Origin of the sequence: Nostoc sp. 'Peltigera membranacea cyanobiont' 210A (assembly GCF_002246015.1) — a bacterium.
Lineage (GTDB): Bacteria > Cyanobacteriota > Cyanobacteriia > Cyanobacteriales > Nostocaceae > Nostoc.
This window is the reverse complement of sequence record NZ_NOLJ01000005.1, coordinates 263315-282461: the sequence shown is the minus strand read 5'-3', so window position 1 is coordinate 282461 and position 19147 is coordinate 263315. Positions and strand designations below refer to the sequence as shown.

Annotated in this window: 12 protein-coding genes; 5 read left to right on the top strand and 7 right to left on the bottom strand. The window is 40.8% G+C overall.

The annotated features are described in order from the left end of the window. Positions 1-139 precede the first annotated feature (139 nt). Positions 140-1519 carry a bifunctional UDP-N-acetylglucosamine diphosphorylase/glucosamine-1-phosphate N-acetyltransferase GlmU gene (glmU, locus tag CDG76_RS17370; protein ID WP_094350219.1) on the top strand — a complete coding sequence of 460 codons (1380 nt, stop codon included), beginning with the start codon at positions 140-142 and terminating at the stop codon, positions 1517-1519. 115 nt (positions 1520-1634) lie between these two features. Next, the gene (locus CDG76_RS17365) at positions 1635-2057 is read left to right on the top strand and encodes a DUF29 family protein (protein WP_094350218.1); all 423 of its coding nucleotides are present in this window, start codon (positions 1635-1637) and stop codon (positions 2055-2057) included. Here CDG76_RS17365 and CDG76_RS17360 read toward each other — a convergent pair. After that, positions 2048-3001, bottom strand: a complete 954-nt coding sequence (locus tag CDG76_RS17360; RefSeq protein WP_094350217.1) for an isoaspartyl peptidase/L-asparaginase — start codon at positions 2999-3001, stop codon at positions 2048-2050. The two genes, CDG76_RS17365 and CDG76_RS17360, sit on opposite strands and share 10 nt — an antisense overlap. Next, complete coding sequence (locus tag CDG76_RS17355; RefSeq protein ID WP_094350216.1) at positions 3001-3195, bottom strand: DUF2256 domain-containing protein; 195 nt, start codon at positions 3193-3195, stop codon at positions 3001-3003. The genes CDG76_RS17360 and CDG76_RS17355 overlap by 1 nt, the downstream gene beginning before the upstream one ends. Before the next feature lie 1060 nt (positions 3196-4255). On the opposite strand from CDG76_RS17355, the gene CDG76_RS17350 reads away from it, so the two are divergent. The 3 genes from CDG76_RS17350 (at position 4256) to CDG76_RS37375 (ending at position 5127) form a co-directional block, all read left to right on the top strand. Beyond that, positions 4256-4462: a hypothetical protein gene (locus CDG76_RS17350; RefSeq protein WP_094350215.1), complete on the top strand. Its 207-nt coding sequence runs from the start codon at positions 4256-4258 to the stop codon at positions 4460-4462. Positions 4463-4569: 107 nt separating this feature from the next. Next, positions 4570-4824 carry a hypothetical protein gene (locus tag CDG76_RS17345; RefSeq protein WP_094350214.1) on the top strand — a complete coding sequence of 85 codons (255 nt, stop codon included), beginning with the start codon at positions 4570-4572 and terminating at the stop codon, positions 4822-4824. A gap of 138 nt (positions 4825-4962) precedes the next feature. Further along, entirely contained in the window at positions 4963-5127 is a 165-nt protein-coding gene (locus tag CDG76_RS37375) for a hypothetical protein (protein ID WP_190240878.1), read from the top strand. A gap of 602 nt (positions 5128-5729) precedes the next feature. Here CDG76_RS37375 and CDG76_RS17340 read toward each other — a convergent pair. The 5 genes from CDG76_RS17340 to CDG76_RS17310 form a co-directional block, all read right to left on the bottom strand. Beyond that, positions 5730-6572 carry a PEP-CTERM sorting domain-containing protein gene (locus CDG76_RS17340; protein ID WP_094350213.1) on the bottom strand — a complete coding sequence of 281 codons (843 nt, stop codon included), beginning with the start codon at positions 6570-6572 and terminating at the stop codon, positions 5730-5732. A gap of 984 nt (positions 6573-7556) precedes the next feature. After that, on the bottom strand, positions 7557-10610 hold the full coding sequence (locus CDG76_RS17335; RefSeq protein WP_094350212.1) for a hypothetical protein: 3054 nt from the start codon (positions 10608-10610) through the stop codon (positions 7557-7559). A gap of 30 nt (positions 10611-10640) precedes the next feature. Next, on the bottom strand, positions 10641-13388 hold the full coding sequence (locus CDG76_RS17330; RefSeq protein ID WP_094350211.1) for a tubulin-like doman-containing protein: 2748 nt from the start codon (positions 13386-13388) through the stop codon (positions 10641-10643). Positions 13389-13408: 20 nt separating this feature from the next. Further along, positions 13409-15241, bottom strand: a complete 1833-nt coding sequence (locus CDG76_RS17325) for a vWA domain-containing protein (protein ID WP_094350210.1) — start codon at positions 15239-15241, stop codon at positions 13409-13411. A 918-nt stretch (positions 15242-16159) separates the two neighbouring features. After that, positions 16160-19084: a sensor histidine kinase gene (locus CDG76_RS17310; RefSeq protein ID WP_094350207.1), complete on the bottom strand. Its 2925-nt coding sequence runs from the start codon at positions 19082-19084 to the stop codon at positions 16160-16162. Positions 19085-19147: the final 63 nt, after the last annotated feature.

Below are 19147 nucleotides of genomic sequence, written 5' to 3'. Positions count from 1 at the left end.
GGAGTGAAATTATACCGACTCCTGAATTATGACTCCTTTAATATTTTCAGTCTTCTATAATTAGCTGGTATGATTTGAGCCGAGATTTTAAAGTACCAACAGCATTAATCACAATTTCACTGATAGCTGATAGCTAATTATGGTAGTTGTAGCAATTCTAGCGGCGGGACGCGGCACACGGATGAAATCACGCTTACCCAAGGTTTTACATTCTTTGGGTGGGCGATCGCTAGTAGAGAGAGTTCTCGAAAGTGTAGAACCACTTTCGCCCTCACGGCGAATCGTGATTGTGGGATATCAATCCGAGGAAGTGCAAGCCGCCATGCATTCAATTCCCAGTTTGGAGTTTGTCGAACAGACTGTGCAATTGGGGACAGGTCATGCTATCCAGCAATTACTTCCTCACTTGGAAAATTATACTGGAGATTTGCTGGTACTTAACGGTGATTTACCGTTAATACGCAGCGAAACTCTTAAGCAGATGTTACAAACTCACGTCCGAAATCAAAATTCTGCCACTATTCTCACCTCGCACCTACCTGACCCTACAGGCTACGGGCGCGTTTTTTGTAACGATGAAAATATTGTGCAGCAAATGGTCGAACACAAGGATTGTACGGCTGTTCAAAGACAAAATCAGCGGATTAACGCTGGAGTTTACTGCTTTCGCTGGCCAGATTTGGCAAAGGTGCTTCCCCACCTCCAGGCAAACAACGCCCAAAAAGAATACTATCTTACCGATGCCGTGACTCAGGTAGGACAAGTAATGGCAGTGGATGTGGAAGATTACCAAGAAATTCTCGGCATCAATGATCGCCTGCAACTGGCAACAGCATCCGAAATTTTGCAAAAACGAGTCAAGGAAAAATGGATGCTGGCGGGTGTCACCCTCATCGACCCCACAAGCATCACCATTGATGAAACAGTGGAATTGCAGCCGGATGTAATTATTGAACCCCAAACTCACCTACGAGGAAATACGGTAATCCAAACAGGAAGTCGCATTGGACCAGGGAGTTTAATTGAAAATAGTCAGTTAAGTGAAAATGTCACAGTGCAATATTCAGTAGTCATAAATAGCACCGTGCAGGCGGGAAGCCGAATTGGCCCTTATACTCATTTGCGCGGTCAGGTACAGGTGGGTGCTGGTTGCCGTGTGGGGAATTTTGTGGAATTGAAAAATACGCAATTAGGCGATCGCACCAATGCAGCACATTTGTCATATATAGGTGATACTGTTGTCGGCAATCAGGTGAATATTGGTGCTGGTACAATTACTGCCAACTATGACGGCGTGAAGAAACATCGCATCAAAATAGGCAATCGGACAAAAACTGGTGCCAATAGCGTTTTAGTGGCTCCACTCACCTTGGGAGATGATGTCTATATAGCAGCTGGTTCTACAGTCACAGAAGATGTGCCGGATGATTCTCTGGTGATTGCTCGTAGTCGTCAGGTGGTGAAACCAGCTTGGCGGAGGAAAAATGTTGAAAATGAAACCACAGATCAACATAAATAATTCATCGGTGTTAATCGCGGTTGATCTGTGGTTTTAGACTATAAACCACGATTTTTGCTAGATGTCTAATCTAGCTAGATTAGTAGTATAGCCAAAATCTCAACATATAACATACATGGAAGAACTGCTAGAACTTAGGCAATTTCTAGAACAAGGCAAAATCCATGAGGCGCTGCTGTTGGTGGATGAGTTAGAAGAAATGAGCCTCAGTGACAAAATCAATAAAATTGATAGTTATGGTGTGATTCTGCTCATCCATTTAATTAAACAAAAGGCCGAAAAACGTTCTACTCGCTCTTGGGATGTTTCGATAGAAAATACAGTACGGGAAATCAACAAAATAAACAAGCGCCGCAAATCCGGTGGTTTTTACTTGAATCAAGCAGAATTAATCGATATTCTGGAACAAGGATATCAAGTGGCACTGAAAAGAGCGGCGCTAGAAGCTTTTGAAGGGCGTTATGAAGCCCAAGAATTGGCCGCAATAGTTGACCAGCAAGAAACTTTAGCCGAAGCCCTGAAACTGATTCAACAATAGCCGATCAGTTCGTTGCCAGTCCATTCCAAAGTATCACCAATTTTTTCGCCATCGTGGTAGGCGGCGAGTAAGATTTCGCTAGTTTTTCCCCAAGCGATCGCTCCACTAGCATCTAAGGCGATCGCTCCCAAATCGCGTTTGTTCTCGTGGGCTTCCCCAAAGGAACGCTGCATCGCCTCCTTCAGTGACATCCCATCAGTGACACGCACTACAATCCGTGCAGCTAAACACTCATCGATGATATCTTCACCAATGCCAGTACAGCTAACACCAGCATTACTAGTCGCATAATTACCTGCTGGCATCGCCGAATCACTTACCCTGCCAATCCGCTCAAATCCCTTACCACCAGTAGAAGTGCCAGCAGCTAGCTTACCAGATGCATCTAAAGCTACTACACCGATGGTACCGCGTCCGGCATTGCTAGTTTCTAGCAGTTCGGGTTCTGCTACCACGCCAGCCATTGTGCTTTTAAAATTATCCTGGCGCTCTTGTATCCACTCTTGTAACCGCAAATCAGTTAAAGCGTTATAGCTGGGAATTTGCATTTCCCGCGCCAACTCAGCCGAACCGAAATCTGATAGCACTCGGTCTGGCGAGCTTTGTAAAAATTGCGCTAAATCAATCGGATTTTTCACCCGCGAGATATTAATCACACCACTAAACCGCCCTGACGCACCATCCATCAGGGAAGCACTCATACGAATTTGTCCATCAGATTGCAATACTGAACCAGTACCAGCATTAAAACGGGGGTTGTCTTCGAGCATTAGGCAACCCTGCACCACTGCCTCAGAGGCAGTTGCTCCTGACAATAGCAGAGAATAAACTTCTTCTATTACTGTATGGAGCGATCGGCGCACCGCCTCTAATCCGCCTTTACCGTGGAGAGAACTACCAGCCCCGCCATGAATAATTAATTTAGGTTGCACCTGTAACTCCATTAATCTCTTGCGCTATTTGCGTCTGTATTGCGGTTGGTTTCATTTTGAGCTTCAGAACGGCGACGACGACAACGTTCTGAGCAATATTTCACATCGTCCCAACAATCTTGCCACTTTTTACGCCATGTGAAAGGACGTTGACATACCGGACAGATTTTTGTAGGTAGGTCAGATTTAGAACGAACACGTCCCATATAAATACTGTGTATATGAGAATTTGATTTCTGAGGGAGATGGAAGATAATTATAACCAGTTTGCTAAGAAGGCAGGATAAATTCGACGAACAAATATATTGTCAATCTATCCTTAGACCTATTTGCAATATTTTTCTAAAAAGAGAGAAGCTTTGAATCTTACTATCCTTCTCTTTTAGGGACTTGCAAAAAATAAATTATCCCAAATTATTTCTAGATTTATAGGGGCGCAAGGACTTGCATTGGTTTCAAATTAAGGTTAAAGCCAGTCTAGAAAAAGCTTTTAGGAGATTATCTCGCTCTCTGTCGGAGGCTGGGAATGCCTAATGGGAGGCATTCCCAGCCTCTGGCTAGAAACAAGATTTTAAAGGAGTTTTAGCTTAAGTTGACTGATACCAATGAAGGCTATGAAACACCTCTAACCCGTCAGGGGTGTTTCATTTCCTAAAAGGTGCTGATTTACAAGCGTTTCAAGCAAAAAGATCGGGTGAATAAAAAATCTGATTGCACAAGAAAATGGTGATGCCTCCGGCAAGGCTTCTCTACGTTCGCGTAGCGTGTCGCAGACAGAGGCTACGCCAACGCCAACGCACTGAATTTGACTCTTTAAGATAGTAATTTTTCGATTACTATCTTCACCAAATTTATTGCCTATGCTGTTGGCAATATTCCTAATAGATCAAATTAAATAGCCCTGGAAGTTAGGGAATGTATAAGTGCCTAAAGCCATAGTGAAACACTTTTCAAACAATCTCTAAATATTAGAAAGTGTCAGTAACCTGATAATACACATCAAGATACTTTTCAAACAATCTTTAAATATTAAAAAGTGTCAATAACTTGATAGTAAACAGCAAGACACTTTTCAAGCAATATCTAAATATCAGAAAGTGTCAGTAACTTGATAATAGAATGTTTTTTCCTTTTGGAAAGAAAATTTACGTAAAACTACTATTCATCGAATTCTAATAGTGCTATTCTTTGTATGCTGCTAAAAAACAAGTTGTAGTGGCACGACAAGAAACAAGTTTACCTTACTAACTCTTAGGAAAGAAAATCATGATTATCAACGATCTTTCTCATGTAGAAACCGTTCTTGAAACCGAAAATGTTCAAGGTGGAACAGCTTTTGCAGATGCTGAAGCAATTGCAAAATCTCGTGGTAAAAACATCGCTATCACCAGCATTTTTACTAAGACTGTTGCTGTCTCCGGCAAATACAGCTTCTCTCTTAGTGCCGGTGCGTCTAGTTCTACTGCCGCCTAAATATGCCTTAGTCCTACAGTGGACTACAGTGCATTTTAGATAGAAAAATTGCTGAAAGTTCTCAAAAACTTTCAGCAATACATTTGTTTTTCAAAGAGAGCTTTTTTATGGAACGATTAAGAATTTCCGATCTCAGTTTTTGTGAAGATGAAGTTTCCGATCTTAGTCAAGTACAAGGGGGAGTCGCATCTGCTTACGCACGTGGTTATACTATTGCTAAAAGTAGCAGTTATAAAGTAGACAAAGACAAGGGCACTATTACAGCTAATTTTGATGCTGCTATTGCTGTCGCTGTTGCTGCCGCTATTACTGATGGTGATAAGGTTATTGCATCTGTCAATACATCGGCAACAGTTTCATAAAGCTGGCATAACCAAATTGTAGGAAGCTTTTATGGACATAGCTCATAAAAGTTTGTTAGGAATATTTCTATACCTCTATCTTGTACCACATATAGTAGTATAAGACAGTAGGTAAAAGTGACACTTCGGCGTTGCTGAATGACTATGCTTGTTTTTGAGTTCAAAGCTTATGAAAAGTCAGCCCAGATAACAGCAGTAGATAATGCAATTCTGACTGTAAAATTAATTCAAAATAGCTGTATTTGGCTATGGATGAATATTAAAAATACAGCTAAAAAAGATTTGCATGAATTATGGAATTGATTGTGCTATATTTGCAGCTAACTTTCCTTTTGCTAATGAATTTAACTCAATGGCAACACTTACCAGTTGAGAACAAGCATAGTCTTCTATCTCTTGGTTTTATGACAACTGTAAAAGGGGTACTTCGAGTTTAAAACGAGATCCACAGTTCCAAAAAGATTCTCGCCCTGTTGATTACAAAAAATTAGGGCAGAAACTTGTGGATGATCGAAAATCTATAACTTTTAACAACAAAAAAGCATTGGGCGATTAAATTAAGAAAGCGTCAATGACCTATACTATCGGCTAGAACACACGTTTGTAAGTGTGGCCGTGTAATGGGTAGGGACGAAAACGCAGAAATAAAATGCGATTCATTTAGTCGAAACCAAATAATCGGGGGATTACTCGCCTTTACAGGGTAATCCATGAGGATTGAGTTCGCATTTTAATCCCTTCTAGATGACAACTTCATTTTTATCGCTATTTATTTGCATTTCTTTAATGCTTGTCTATCAGGGTGCAAAATCACAAAATTATCTGCATACCTAATGACTTGGGGTTTCTATAAATGCCATTTCCCAGACCTGAATTTCTCTTAGTGCAAACATACTAAACAGACCTTAAATCTTATTAACCAATAACGCAGCCGAAGAAGCTCTTTTACGTTTGCGTATCGAGACAGCACCAAACATAGTGCAACTAAACAGCGAACCTAGAATTGTTGAGGGTTCTGGGATAGTATAGACACTCACCTGATTACTTTTAGATTCTATTAAGGTTAAACGAGTTAACTTATCGAAAGTACGGGAATATTTACCCTTAAAGCTAGTCAAAGCATATTCTTGTGTTCCGCCAAAATATTGATTAGAAGTCTTTGAATCAAAAGTTATGCTACTACTCGGTTCAAATACAAAAGCATCATTGTTGCCTATAGTTGATAAATTTCCAGAAATCTTGAAAGAGTCCAAAACCTCACCACTATCACTGTCCAATAACTTATATAAGAACTCTCCACGAGCATTTGCACGTTCAGTCAGTGCATCATCAATGGATGTTTTAAGGTTAAATAAACCACTGAAATCAAAAGAAAACTCTTTGTCTACTATAAAATCATAACCGATAATCGCAGCGAAGCTTTCCGCCGACCCTGTATAGCCATCACCCTGACCTTGAGCTTGGCTGAAGGACAAATTGGAGGCAGAGTTGTTTGCATAGATATTAAACTCAGCCTCAGCCTTAGCATCAGCAGTTACTTGACCACCTGTGCTAATTGCTGTGGTCTTATTATCAGTGAAAGTCCTAACAACATCTACAGGGCTGCTACTAAAGTTGTTGATGTTGAATTGTGACTCAGAAGATGCAAAGGTAGCAGCTTGGCTCGGTAAGGTTGTCAATATTGAAGTAGCGATCGCTGGAGTAACCAATGCCAAAAAACGCTTTACAACTTTAGTGTATTTTTTCATACAATTTTTTATTTTTCTTTTACGATGTCAAGATTGCAAATTTGTCATGCTTGTTTACTGCCTTACTAATGAGTAAGAACAAAGTATAGGCAAGCAGGATGGTCACCTTGGGAACTTTTCAAGCCAGGTTTGTCTTATGTAGAAGAAATCTTCTATTTAAGGACGAATTTTTATTTACCAGTTTTACACCTTTGCATAAGTAATAACCGTATAAGTAATTTAGTTATTAAATCTGGGGTGCAGTCAATTGGTTACATATTCATACTAGTCGTGCATCCACTAGTTTCTTGTAAAGCTAGAGTAAAAAAGAGCGTTTTTTAATTGGAATTTACGTAAGGATTCCGTAGGGAGAAGTTCACAAATTCAGTAGGGAGGAGTTCACATAAGTGATGTTGGTGCCAGAGCATCCTTTGATGAGTAAGCAATTCACTGTAAAATCAAGCAACGATCGCCTGTACCAATTATCGAAGTCAGGATTGGTATCAATGCGGTTTGCTTAAGGTGCATAATCTAAAGATTCTCCTTAGTCCCCCTTAAAAAGCTACGGTGTACACGCACTTGATAAGACTTTCCTCATTGCAAGTCCGAAACTGGGAATGCATTTATTGAGTCTCTGACTCAATATCTGACTGGAGTCACAAGACCTTCATTGGTGTCAACTTAAGCCCCAGCGAATGGAATTCGCGGCTACACAAACATAGACGCTTTGCGGCTTCCCGCAGGGTAGTCCGCCTGCGCGGACTAAAAAAATTGAGTGTTTGAAACCCACGGAGGTGGGTAAAGCCTCGTGTAGATCGGTTTCTAACCGCCCATTTAACGTTAAGTTGACACCTAAGACCTTGCGCCCCTACGTACCCTGCGGGACGCTTACGCGAACGCGGAGTATCCCGCAGGGATGGAATATTTTTTTAACTGGAAGTTCTTTAGGATCTGGGGTTAGGTCTATATTCAATTTCCAGAGAAGTAAAAAAGGTGATTGAATGCCTAATTCAGAGGGTTATAGTCTGAGAGCAGATGATCTAAAAGCTTACGTTCGTAAGGATTTAAAGATGAGGCTGTTCCGAATTCCTGTAATTTATGGTAAATAAAATCACCTTCAAATGTTTCGATACGTTCTTCTAACTCTCCATAGAGTTCCTGAAGGGTAAACTCAGTTGCTAAAGCTAAGGCAATTTGTTCTCTATCTTTACCAATTGACCGACTCTTAAATTGATAATCGCCTTGAGAATGCTGTGATAGTAGCCCAAGAGCGATCGCTAAAATCACCGTCTGATAAGCTAGTTTTAATTCTCTACCAGAACCAATTTCTTCTGGGATTAAATCAGGAATGTTTTCGTCTTCATCGATTTGTTCGCTCTGAGTTCGTTCATAGCAGTCTCGATAATACTCAATTTGACTGAGAAAATAAGCCGGAAAGCCCAACGAACGAGTCAAAATACACAACCGTTGCTCATCTTCAGCTACTAAGGCGGTTAAACTACGACTAAATCGGCTGTAAAACGCAAAAATTTGTTCTTTATCTTTTGCTCCCAGCCAGAGGGTAATCTCCCGTTGAGAAGTTGGGTTTAAGTTAGTGTCAATATCTTGAATTCGCAGCAACAAATTAGCGCTATCATAAAGTTGATTCAAACGCAAATTAGCTATATTGGCGGCAATTAAATCTGATTGCTTTAATACTTCGCCAATAGACAAATTACCCAATTGCTCGAACTGGTGACGAGCAAAGGGCATAAGTTGATTCTGAAATTCTTCAGCAGAGATTTTCCACGACTGAGAACGGCTCACCTGTTCCTGAGTAAACTTTTCAGTTGGTAATGTCGAAAGAAAACTTTGGTAATAAGCATCAATATCCGCATCAGTTAGAACTGTGAGGCGAATTTCGGAGAACTTCGTGGTAGCTCGATCGCGTTGAACAACCAAATTATTGTATATCTCAGAGAAATCAGACAGAGTTTGACGTAAGGTTTCAGTTCTTTGTTTAGCTGTTTTAATCAAATAATTTAACGCCTCGACACGGAGATTTTGGGCGTATAAATCGTACTCTAACTTTAATTGTTCGTTATAGCTGCGACGCAATTCTACGGCGGTTGCTTTAATAGTGCTTTCTAGGCGTTTAATTTGTTTCTGAACCTTCTGAATGCGATCGCGAATATTAGTGCTGTACTTGAGCCAAACTATACCTAAGTAAGTTAAAATTGTTACCGCAGTCCAAAGCAGATAACTAACTAAGTTAGCCCAAAACTTCTGCAATAATAGCCATAGTGTTGATTGACTGAAAATTCCGGTCAGAACCAGCAAGGCGAATAAAGCACCAGTAACCAAGATTGGATACACAATTAGATACTGTGAGCGAAAACGATTTTCTTCTGTTAGTAGTTCATCTAAGTTATCTGTAGCTGTTTCAAGTTGATTTTCAATGGACGTTAAGTGGTTCTGAGCGACAACGATCGCAGCTTCAGCTTGTTCACGAGCGCGAGCGATCGCCATAAAACGGATTTGTCGAGCTTGTTCGATTTCGGCATTTAATGCTTGACGATAGTCAGAAACTGCTGTTTCTAGCTCTTTCTGAGTTGTTTGTAGTTCTTGCTGTTGTTCTTCAGATTTTCTTTCAGTTAAAGCATCTTGTAATTGTTGCTGCCGCAATTTTAAAGATAGAACTTGATTGAGCAGCTTTTGAGTGTCTTCTCGATCGATTGTTACCTGCAATCTTGAGTCGAGAAATGCTTCAGCCGTTCGCAGTTCTGTAACCAGATTCTGGGATTGATCGCCAATGGCATCCGTTTGCAGTTCCAAATACAAAAAGGTCAATATGTTTAATAGCCTAACTCCTTCATTTAAGCCTCTAGGTGTAGCATCAACATAGCGATTGATACTGCGATCTAGGAAGCTGGTTAGGTTTACTTGTAATTGTTTACAACACTTTTCTAACGTGCGCTTATAAGAAAGTAGCTCTTTATTTTCAAATTGCCGATAAGCACGTTGCAATTCCATCCCATATTCCCGCGCCATTCCTGCCTGAATATCAATACGCGGATTAAAATCTTGCCAAACTGGTTTGCCGTTGTCTCGTTCTAATTGCAGAAAAGCATTACTGAAATCTTCGCTGAGGACAAATCCTTTGGCATCTAACAGGCATTTGCGGCTTGCTTCGGGAGTGAATTCTGCCTTCGGTAAAAACTGCTCCATGATAATATCGGCAGCAAAGGCAGCACTCAAACGGTTAATAGTTGTTTCTCCTGCGAAAAACAATTCTCCATAACCAAATGAACTATAGGCGGGTATTTTCCCCCGCACTTTTTGTGCGCCAAGCAATAAGCCGTTGGTTTCCGGTTCCACGGTGAGAAAACCTGCCAAAGCATCAGCATAGCTAGGCAAATTATCGCTCAGTCCCCCAATTCGCTCATCCATCAGCCAGCAGTTATCAAAAGGCGGTACTTTTTGGGCACCTGTAATTACAACGCCATTGATCATTTTGTAATCTAACTCTTTCAGGAAGGCGTAAGCAGCACCGTAATCAGCAGTTGTGGCTTGGGTAAATAACCCTGGCAATAACAATAAAGCTTCTAAGCTGTAAGGAATATCTGTAAAGTATTTAGAAAATAGCCAACGAATCAAGCGTACTATGTCAAAAACTACTCCCCTAGCAAATTGATTGCTGGCTGATAGCATGAGATATACTCGATGGCTGCTGCTGATTTCTACTCCTTGACGTTTCGCTGCGATCGCTTCTTTTGATTGACTAGCTGTTTTCAATAATTCAATCAGTGCAGTTTGCAGTTCGCCTGTCGCGTCGCTGAACTGGGTACGAATTTTGGAGACATAAGCTTGTTTACTATGAGTTTGAGCCAGATCAAAACTCGTGTCAGCAAACTGATCTAACTCGCCATTAAAGCCAAACGTTTGACCATCCCAAGTTAAGTTATAAGTTTGGATTAAACAGGTTTGATCGGCTGGAAATTTTTGCAGTTGCCGTTTAATGGCTGTACAAAAAGCGGCACTGTGAGGATCGAGTGCAAGTAAAATAGTTGGTTTTGGCATGGGGACACTCTGAGAGTGCAAACTATAGGGCTAAATAATCACATCTAAATCTTCCAGGTAAGCTTCAATTTCCTGGATTTCCATTTCTACCTGTTCTTGAATCTGGGCATCAACCTTGCCTCCCTTTAAAACCTGATTGAGGTGATTGATGTAGTTTTGCAAAGTAGATTTGGCTTTGTCTTGGTCTTCGTGGGTAATTCGCTCAACTTTGTCAGAAATTTCCTTAACTAGAGGCAAGTTACTTTTGAAAGCTTTAAATGCTGATTTGCGATCGCCTCCCAATGGCAAAACTCCGCCCTCTAATCTTTTCGCTTGTTCTGTAGAAACAAAATATTTTTTACTCTGATTGACAACCAATTTATAAGGATCGGGTGCTAGCGCTAATGCAAACCAACGCAACGCCCCACCGTCATCTTCTGGAGGAATTAAATTAGCTAAGTTTGTCCAATTGCGATGTAAGTGTTTGAAGACTTTATTCGGATCTAGGTAAGCTGACTCCAGTTCCCTCATTCCGTTGAATGCAAATAAGGGAACACCGACTTCCACCCGAAACAGCATCACTTTATGGGGTTCGCCTGTCGGTACGAAAGAAGGATTATTATTTCCTTTAGGCAAGCGATTAGAAAGAGGTGGATCGCTAAAAATTGTGTTGTTGCTCTCTACTCCGTAGTAATAAAATTCTGTGATTAAGTGCTGCTGTTGAATGGGAATTTCCGAGACTTCATACTGCCAGAGAGGAACTGCAAGTTTGCCAAGTTGTTGCAAATCTTGCCCCGCATCTTCGGGATTGCTATCTGCTAAAACCTGCTCAACAGTCATGCTGGTGAGAGGATAGTAAGCTTCATTTACAAATTTCAGAATTTCGTTCTTGACATCTTCAGCTTTTTTCTCACACCAATTGGTTAAAGTTTGAGACTGTTCTCGATGCCAACGGATAAAATCTTCGCCAGCAACTTTGGGACGTTTCGATTGCAGATTGATCCGCTGAATGGTGTGAATAAAAGGATTATCGTTACTTCCTTGACGATTGACCTCGTGATAACTCTGTTCTATATCTCGATAAACTTTATCTAAGTTGCTGTGTAGACGCTGACACTTTTCCTGGATTTGCTCTACCTTTGCCCGCAGTACACCATAGAGTTCAGCCGCTTTATCACACCGTTTCCAATGTAAATAAGTCTTCCACTTTTGGTCAGCCCGTTCTTTATATCTCTGACAAGCTGCTTGGATCGTGTTTTTATTTGGGAACCAAGTTTCTGCAACTTCTTTAATCTTTTCTTCTTGTGGTTCTAATTTCAAAGCATTGAAACTGGATTGCGCCTCTTGCGACTTATGCTGCACACTTTGCTGTAATTCGTCTAATTTTTGGGAAAGTTTGGTCAAAAATTCCAAAACATAAGCTAGCCCATTGGGACGATTAAGACTGCGTTCCCAGAAAGTTGCGATCGCAGCAGATGCAGTTTGCTCTAAGCGATAAAAACTCAATCCCAGTTCTTGAGCCGTCCGTTGTTCAAATTGATCTAACTGCCGTTTGTAGAGTTCTTTGATTGTCGGCAAAGCTGTGCGATCCTGACGGATTTCGCCAATTCTAAATTCGGGTTTCATTTGCCCGCCGCGATCGCTTTCAGTCAACGCATTCAGGAGAGTAGTAGCTTCTGCTAACTTGCAATCTTCTAAAAACCGGGTAATGTCGCTTTCTAAATCAAGTGTTGGGGTAGATGCCATCAACTCATTTTTTAGCAAGCTTTGAGCATCCTCTAATTTCATCCGCTCGTATTGCTGTACCGGTAGAGTTAGGGTAGCAAAGCCAAAACTACAATAATTGATATTGCGCCCTCGAACTTTTTCACCAGTTGCCAGATAAGCCCGAATGTTATCAGCAACGTTAGCAGCGTCTAAACCGATTTGAGAACCAATCTGGATGTATAAGCCATCTGCAACTAAATTTTGTAAATCGTCTGGACGACCGACTACAGTTCCATTTTTGTTAACCCCGTCAATTAAAAATACAGCATCAAAGGGAGGGCGATCGGCTTTGATTTTTTTAATGCCATAATCAATCTCAATGCTATTAGATGGTGACAATCCCCAAAAATGTTCGATTTCTTTGAGAGCGCCATAGGCATTAGACTTCACCAAGTGAGTTTGGGGAATATTGGCAAACACTCTGGGTAAAACAAATACCCCCGTAATATTAGAAAAATTATTAAGATGTTCTCGTGTTAAAAAAGCCGTATCTAAAAATGTGCCACTGCCCGTCCCACCAGCCAAACTGCCAACAATAAAAACTTCGACACCATCCCGACTGGAAACTTGAAAGTTCTCTGAAAATGCTTGTTTACTAGTGCGAATTTCACGGACAGTATTGATTGCTTGAGCAATTAAAGCATCAATATCGCCTACTTTCGCAAATAAGGCGAGCCGTCCCCGTGCCCGAATCTGTCCGGCACCACTGATCAAGCTGGTTGCTGGAATGTCCCTAGGCCACCATTCAGCGATGTGGTCGTTACGTGTTAGCGGTAGGGGATTTGCGACAGAAATTGCATAAAGTTCATTAGGTTCTAAGACAACCTTAGTTCCATCAGGTGATTTTTCTCGTTCTTGGATATTTTCAGTAGTATCAATAGAAATAAAACGAATAACTTCTGGAACTGAACCGTAAATATCTATAAATCGCTTTTTAAGTTTGAGTACGACTTCATAACCCGTTCCTCCTAGCCCGATAACAACGGTAGGACGAAAAACAACCGTGGGACGCACAACCGTGGGACTTAACATTCACTTTCCTGTGATATTATTCAAAAGTTTGTCTGCCCACTGCTTGTCTCAGAGGGTCTTTGGTGTTCAATCCAGTTAAATTGCAACTTAACGTTGCCAATCTCGATGATGTCCTCGTTGAAGAGTTCATCTGTATTTATCTTTTTAGTATTGACAAAAATTACACCTTTCAAACAACGTACATCTATATTCTTTTTGCCTAACCGCCAAACTGTGACTAACTCGGCATCAGAATTTGTCGCAGCGATAGCTGGTATCAAATCACTCAGGTATACTCTACCCTTGTGTAGGTTAGTGAGACTAATCTCTTCGTCTTCCGATGATTGTGGCAGTGGTTCTAGCACTACCAACGCTCCTTCTAAGCGTTTACGGTTGCGGAAATCTTCGACTAATTCCAAGGGAGTTTTGCGTTGAATCAAACAAACTACTATCAGGGCAATTAACAACACTAAAAGCAGTAAGAGCAACCAAATAACTATTTTTCGCCACAGTGGCATCAAAATATACAGATGAACTTCCGCACTGACAGGAGTAGCAATTGAGTTATCTGGGGTTAGAACTAAGGTGAAGGTGCGTTCGCCTGCAAAACTGCTATCAGTAATCTGCAACTGCACAGGAATTTTAGTTTCTCCTGGTTGTAAGGATATGGCTGCTGAAGGTTCTGCTATAGAAACGTCTTTGAAATTGCCTTGCAGTTGTAAGCTAGCTGTTCCAGATATATTGCTGCGAATTACAAAAGTTTGGGTTTCAGTGGTTTTTCCTGCTTCTATTGAGCCAAAATCTATCTTTGTCGGTTGTATTTGTAGTTGTGACTGAATGGTTACAGGTAGGTCAATTTTAATTGGTGCGATCGCTTGATCTGCACTTGTCAACACCAAGCGCAAGCTACTAGCGCCTCCCTTTGCCTCCGGTGGTATCTGTAAACGCACAGGAATGGCTGTTGCTTGATTAGCAGCTAAGTTGATGGTGCGATCGGGTGAAATTAAGCGAATACCACTTTGCTGAGGGTCTTCCAGTTGCAAACTTACCTTAGCATTGACATTACTAATACCATTAATATTGAGCGGTTCAGTAGTTGCTCCCGGTGATACTGGCGGTAAGTTGGCAGTGGGTAAATTAACATCAAGTTTGGGTTTAATTAACGCTGGTCGAATATTTTGAGCCAGTTGGTTTAGCTGAACTCCTCCAGGATCTCGCAATACCTGCCCCTTGCCACAAAGCGCTGGATTGCTAGCAAAGTCATTCAGTTGCTTTTCGTGTTCTTTTAATCCTAAAGATACAAAAAATATGTAGGGTTTGCATTGTTGCTCGCGTAGAAATTGGGTATTGCCAGGAATAGAAACAGGATTAGGAATACCACGCACATCTTCTAATCCGTCCGTCAAAAATACGATACTAACAGTACGACCAAGAGCATCAGCACGTTTATTTAACAGAGCAGAATGTTCTAAAGCCTTTTGTACAGCCTTCCCTGTATGAGTACGCACACCCTCAGCTTGAAGTGAGCTAATTATTTGCTTGAGTTTACCTCTGTCTGGATTACTGTTAATAGTAATATCATTGGCGTTTAGGGTGACATCTTTATCAAAACTATAAATAGTAACTGTGTCGCCTAATCTCGCCGTGTTAACAAATTCAGTAATAGAATTTTTTACTGGTTTAAAAATGTTTTTGGTTCCACCTACACCACGCATAGAAGCAGAAGTATCTACTACTAAAATCCAGTCAATTCCCCCTTTCGGAGTAGTCTGAGCAGATGCACTATAGAAGTTAGGGATTGATATTAGAGCCAAAGCAATAATACTTCGGATTGAAGAAAATTTCAACCAATGCTTGAAGAATCTAAAGCTCATTGATAGATTCCTCCAAACATATAATTTTTATATTGGTCTTTATCAAAACCGTAGCTTAAGAGTCGATATTTAATTTTATTGATGCTTTTAAACATATTATCGTAGTATCCACACATTCTTCCTAGCGGTAAACTCAGATTCAATAAATTGACAGTTATAATTTGATGCACTGATTTCATATTATTAGCTCATAAAGGTAAGCTCGTCCTGATATTTTCACCCATACATATAATTAAGTACAATATGTAATTTAAAAAAACAAATCTTACTTTAAATTTTCACAAAAATTATTAGATAAAATGGCGAAAACAAACTAACATTTTGATATTTCAAAAACACGAAAGCAAAGGAAAATGCTAATTATTTCCTTCGTCAAATTTGTAAATAGAGTTTATAGAAAATTTAGATAAATTTTGGCTGTTTAATTATTTTTTAATGGTTAAAAAATAGATAGCATTGATCAGCATTTTATCAAGTTATATGTTAACTATTATTATAATAAATGTCACGTTTTTTTGTAAATATCCAATTTATAAAAAGCTAGAATTTGAGTCATTTATGGAGTCAGTAAATATATACAAAATAGTTGAGATAATTGCCAAGACAATTTTATATTTACGTTTAATTATCCTTGACAGTTACAAAGATAAATTGTTAATGCTTGTAGTTATAGCAGCTGCCGTATAAGTCAATACAGTTCAGAATGAGCAACAAAACCCTGATGTAGAGACGTGATTTATTGCGTCTTGAAAAACCAATTATCTACACCAATCACCCTTAGCTCAAGCTCATTGCCATATAAGTAAGCTACCAAAAAATAATTAGCCACAGTTATGTTAACCTTCACTGTGGGAAAATGAAGCGCATCTGCGTTTAAATTTCAGCCCTTAATTTGCCGTGATTTCAGGCAAAGCTGCACTAAGAATCATGAATAGCTAACGGCAACAACAAGCGACTGACTACCCGATTATCTGGTAACTGATAGAAATTCAACTCTCCTCCTAGTTCTTGCATGAGGTTTTGACAGATCACCAGATGTAAAGCTGGTGGTTGGTCGAGCTTGGAAGGAGCAAGCACATCTTTAGGTGTATTATCATGTAGTTCCGTGAGTAGCTGTGGTTCGATCGCACCGTTATATGTGATCGATAATTCTAGGGATGTCTGATGTTCAGCCGCTCCAGTCGTAGAAGAAGAATATTTTATATCTGAGGGTTTTGACGCATCTAAACGGCGACACCAAATATCAATTCTGCTACCGGTTTGAGAACGGTTACAGGCAGTAACCAATAATTCATGGATAACTAATTCAATTTTGACAATATCACCAGCGATCGCCATTGCAGATTGAGCGCTAGAGGGAGGAACGCCTCTAACTAATGAAGAATTCTTGGGCGCTTCTTGCTCGTCAATTGGTTGTCCCAGTCCATGCACCCCAATCCACAGCTTTTGTTGTTTAAGTAAATTGTCGATGCGTTCGAGCGATCGCTTCAGTAAACTGGCTATGGGCATAGTTTCCCAACTAATATGTAGCTGCCAGTGTTCGAGTTTTAGCATTCCACTCATAGAGGTGGCTGTATGGTCTAACTGCCGCAGCAATAGCTGGTAGCGCATCTGAGTCAGTTCATTCGCAGGAATGCCCAGATCGTGTATTTGTTTCAGGGAATGGGCCGTTATTCTTTGAATTTCCTCTAGACGACGATGTTTGTACCAGTTGAGTTGTCGTAATTCTTCGGTTGTGGATTCTAAAAGTCGGGTAATTTGCTTTTCACGACGCCACCAGGCTAATTGAGAAATCAGAGTTGCTGTTGCACTGAGGTTTTGTTCTGACCAGCGACGCTCTTGATAGTCTACAAGCAACACGACACCAGTGGTTTCATAATCAGCAGTTGTACGTAATGCCATTACCAAAATTTGACTTTTGTCTGGAACATTCAACCATTTCCTGGTTTCTGGAGGTAAATTATCCACCTTCAAAGTCAGATAATTCTCCGTAACAAGTGCCCACTGAATTAAGGCTTCAGCCTGGATATAAATAGATACATCAGAAAAAATCCCAAATTGGCTATTGTCAATCACTCCAGGAATAATTTCTGCCCGACTTTCACCAGGTGCCCAGGATAGCATTAGCGCTAGGGGACAACCCAAAATTGAGGCTATTTGTTCGAGGGCTGTAGATTCTAAATGCTTTTTTTCGACCTCAATGCTGTTTTGGGATTGTGTCAGGATGCGTAAGCATTGCTCAAATGCCTGGGAAGTTTTTTGCTGTTGGGTGGTGCGGTTATGTAATTGCCACTGACGAACAATTACACCAATCTGTTGACTGACAGCCCACAGCAATTCTTTTTCCAAGGTTGTCCAAGAACGATGGGTGTCATGAGTAATCACCAAAAGCGCTGCTGGGATATGCTCATGAGTGCATTTACAAACAAGTAGCGATCGCACATTATTCTCTAATAACAAGGGTCGCCAGTTAAAAAAGCGTAAATCTTCATCTAAGTTCTCAATTTCCACCGCTTGAGTTGAACCTTGCAAAAGCTGCCCATCTAATTCTTTGAGGGTCTGAAGGGTAAATGTCAACGGCCGACGATTTTGGGGCTGACTTTGGTAAGTAAATTGATAATTCTTCTGCTCAGGGTCATACTGCAACAGCAAAAAGCGGGTAGCACCTAATCGAGCTAAAACTCTTTTAGCACAACTATGTAAAGTTGTTTGAAGGTCATGTTCGCTATAGATACCTTGAGCAACTTGGCTAGTGAGTTGGGCATCCTCTTGAATCTGTTTGATAGTGCTTTCCATGCTTTCGGTCGGTACAACCAGAGAAATTAAACCAGCAACACCCTGAACGAAATTTTTGTCTGTGTCTGTCCAGATGCGAGGTTCATTGCTTTCCACCGCCAGAAAACCGACTAAGTTCTTTTGCCAGATAATCGGAGCTGCTAGGAGCGATCGCACGTTCAAACGTTGCAGCAATTTAGCCGTAAAATGGCTTTTTAAAGAACTGCGGGCATCACCAATGGAGACTATTTGGTTAACTGCCAAAGCATAATAAAAATCGCTCAAGTCTTGTACAGTCATTCCTGCTGCTTGCTGACTGCTAGAATTGCGATCCATTTTGACCAGCTGATTGCTCATTCGACACCAAAAGTAGCGCCCTTCGCGCTCAAACCAGTAAACATTTGTCCGGCTGGGGGAGACAAATTTATGAGTTGCTTGCACCGCTGCTTCAAGTCTTTGATTCAGGTTGCTGAGGGTGCGTAAATTTTCTAGCAATTCTAATAATGGTTCGTCAGTGCGCCTGGTTTGCTTTTGCTGCTTATGCATTTCATTTTGATAAAGCACTGCCCCCAGTTCACCTAAAACCATCATCAAACGTGCTTTTGTTTCTCCTGTCAGCAGGTAGCCCCAGCGTTCTGAACCCAGTAATACCAAGCCCAAGCAACGGTCTTTGTAGCGAATCGGTAAAATAATCGTTCCTTGGATGTGGAATTTTTCGGCAACTTTTCGCCATTCGGCGGCACGGATTTCAGTTTGCAAATCAGCTACGCCCAAAGGATGCTGTTCAATTACTACTTGCTCTAATAAATCCCCAGGACTGAGAACAACCCTTTGGCGTAAAAAGCTCATGTCGCGATCGGGTGTGATGCCCCCTTTTCCAAATAATATGTGATTCAGGCGATCGTAAAGAGCAATCCAAATCAGTTTGTAGTCAAACTCTTCTTTGAGATAAGAAATAGTTGTTTCAATCAGAACGTCAACATCTTCTTCTTCTCTGAGGCTCTGGAGGACGCGCCCCAAAGAGAGGATCTGCTGTTCGGCGGCTATAGGTTTTTGTGGCTGCCCCATCTGATTTATTGGTTAACATAACTTGTAATATATAAGATGCCCAGAAAAGCACCCTGAGTAATA

Coding starts and splice junctions, on each gene's coding strand:
- CDG76_RS17355 (WP_094350216.1), bottom strand. CDS start 3,195: ATGGGACGTGTTCGTTCTAAATCTGACCTACCTACAAAAATCTGTCCG.
- CDG76_RS17330 (WP_094350211.1), bottom strand. CDS start 13,388: ATGTTAAGTCCCACGGTTGTGCGTCCCACGGTTGTTTTTCGTCCTACC.
- CDG76_RS17345 (WP_094350214.1), top strand. CDS start 4,570: ATGGAACGATTAAGAATTTCCGATCTCAGTTTTTGTGAAGATGAAGTT.
- CDG76_RS37375 (WP_190240878.1), top strand. CDS start 4,963: ATGACTATGCTTGTTTTTGAGTTCAAAGCTTATGAAAAGTCAGCCCAG.
- CDG76_RS17325 (WP_094350210.1), bottom strand. CDS start 15,241: ATGAGCTTTAGATTCTTCAAGCATTGGTTGAAATTTTCTTCAATCCGA.
- CDG76_RS17365 (WP_094350218.1), top strand. CDS start 1,635: ATGGAAGAACTGCTAGAACTTAGGCAATTTCTAGAACAAGGCAAAATC.
- CDG76_RS17310 (WP_094350207.1), bottom strand. CDS start 19,084: ATGGGGCAGCCACAAAAACCTATAGCCGCCGAACAGCAGATCCTCTCT.
- CDG76_RS17335 (WP_094350212.1), bottom strand. CDS start 10,610: ATGCCAAAACCAACTATTTTACTTGCACTCGATCCTCACAGTGCCGCT.
- CDG76_RS17340 (WP_094350213.1), bottom strand. CDS start 6,572: ATGAAAAAATACACTAAAGTTGTAAAGCGTTTTTTGGCATTGGTTACT.
- glmU (WP_094350219.1), top strand. CDS start 140: ATGGTAGTTGTAGCAATTCTAGCGGCGGGACGCGGCACACGGATGAAA.
- CDG76_RS17360 (WP_094350217.1), bottom strand. CDS start 3,001: ATGGAGTTACAGGTGCAACCTAAATTAATTATTCATGGCGGGGCTGGT.
- CDG76_RS17350 (WP_094350215.1), top strand. CDS start 4,256: ATGATTATCAACGATCTTTCTCATGTAGAAACCGTTCTTGAAACCGAA.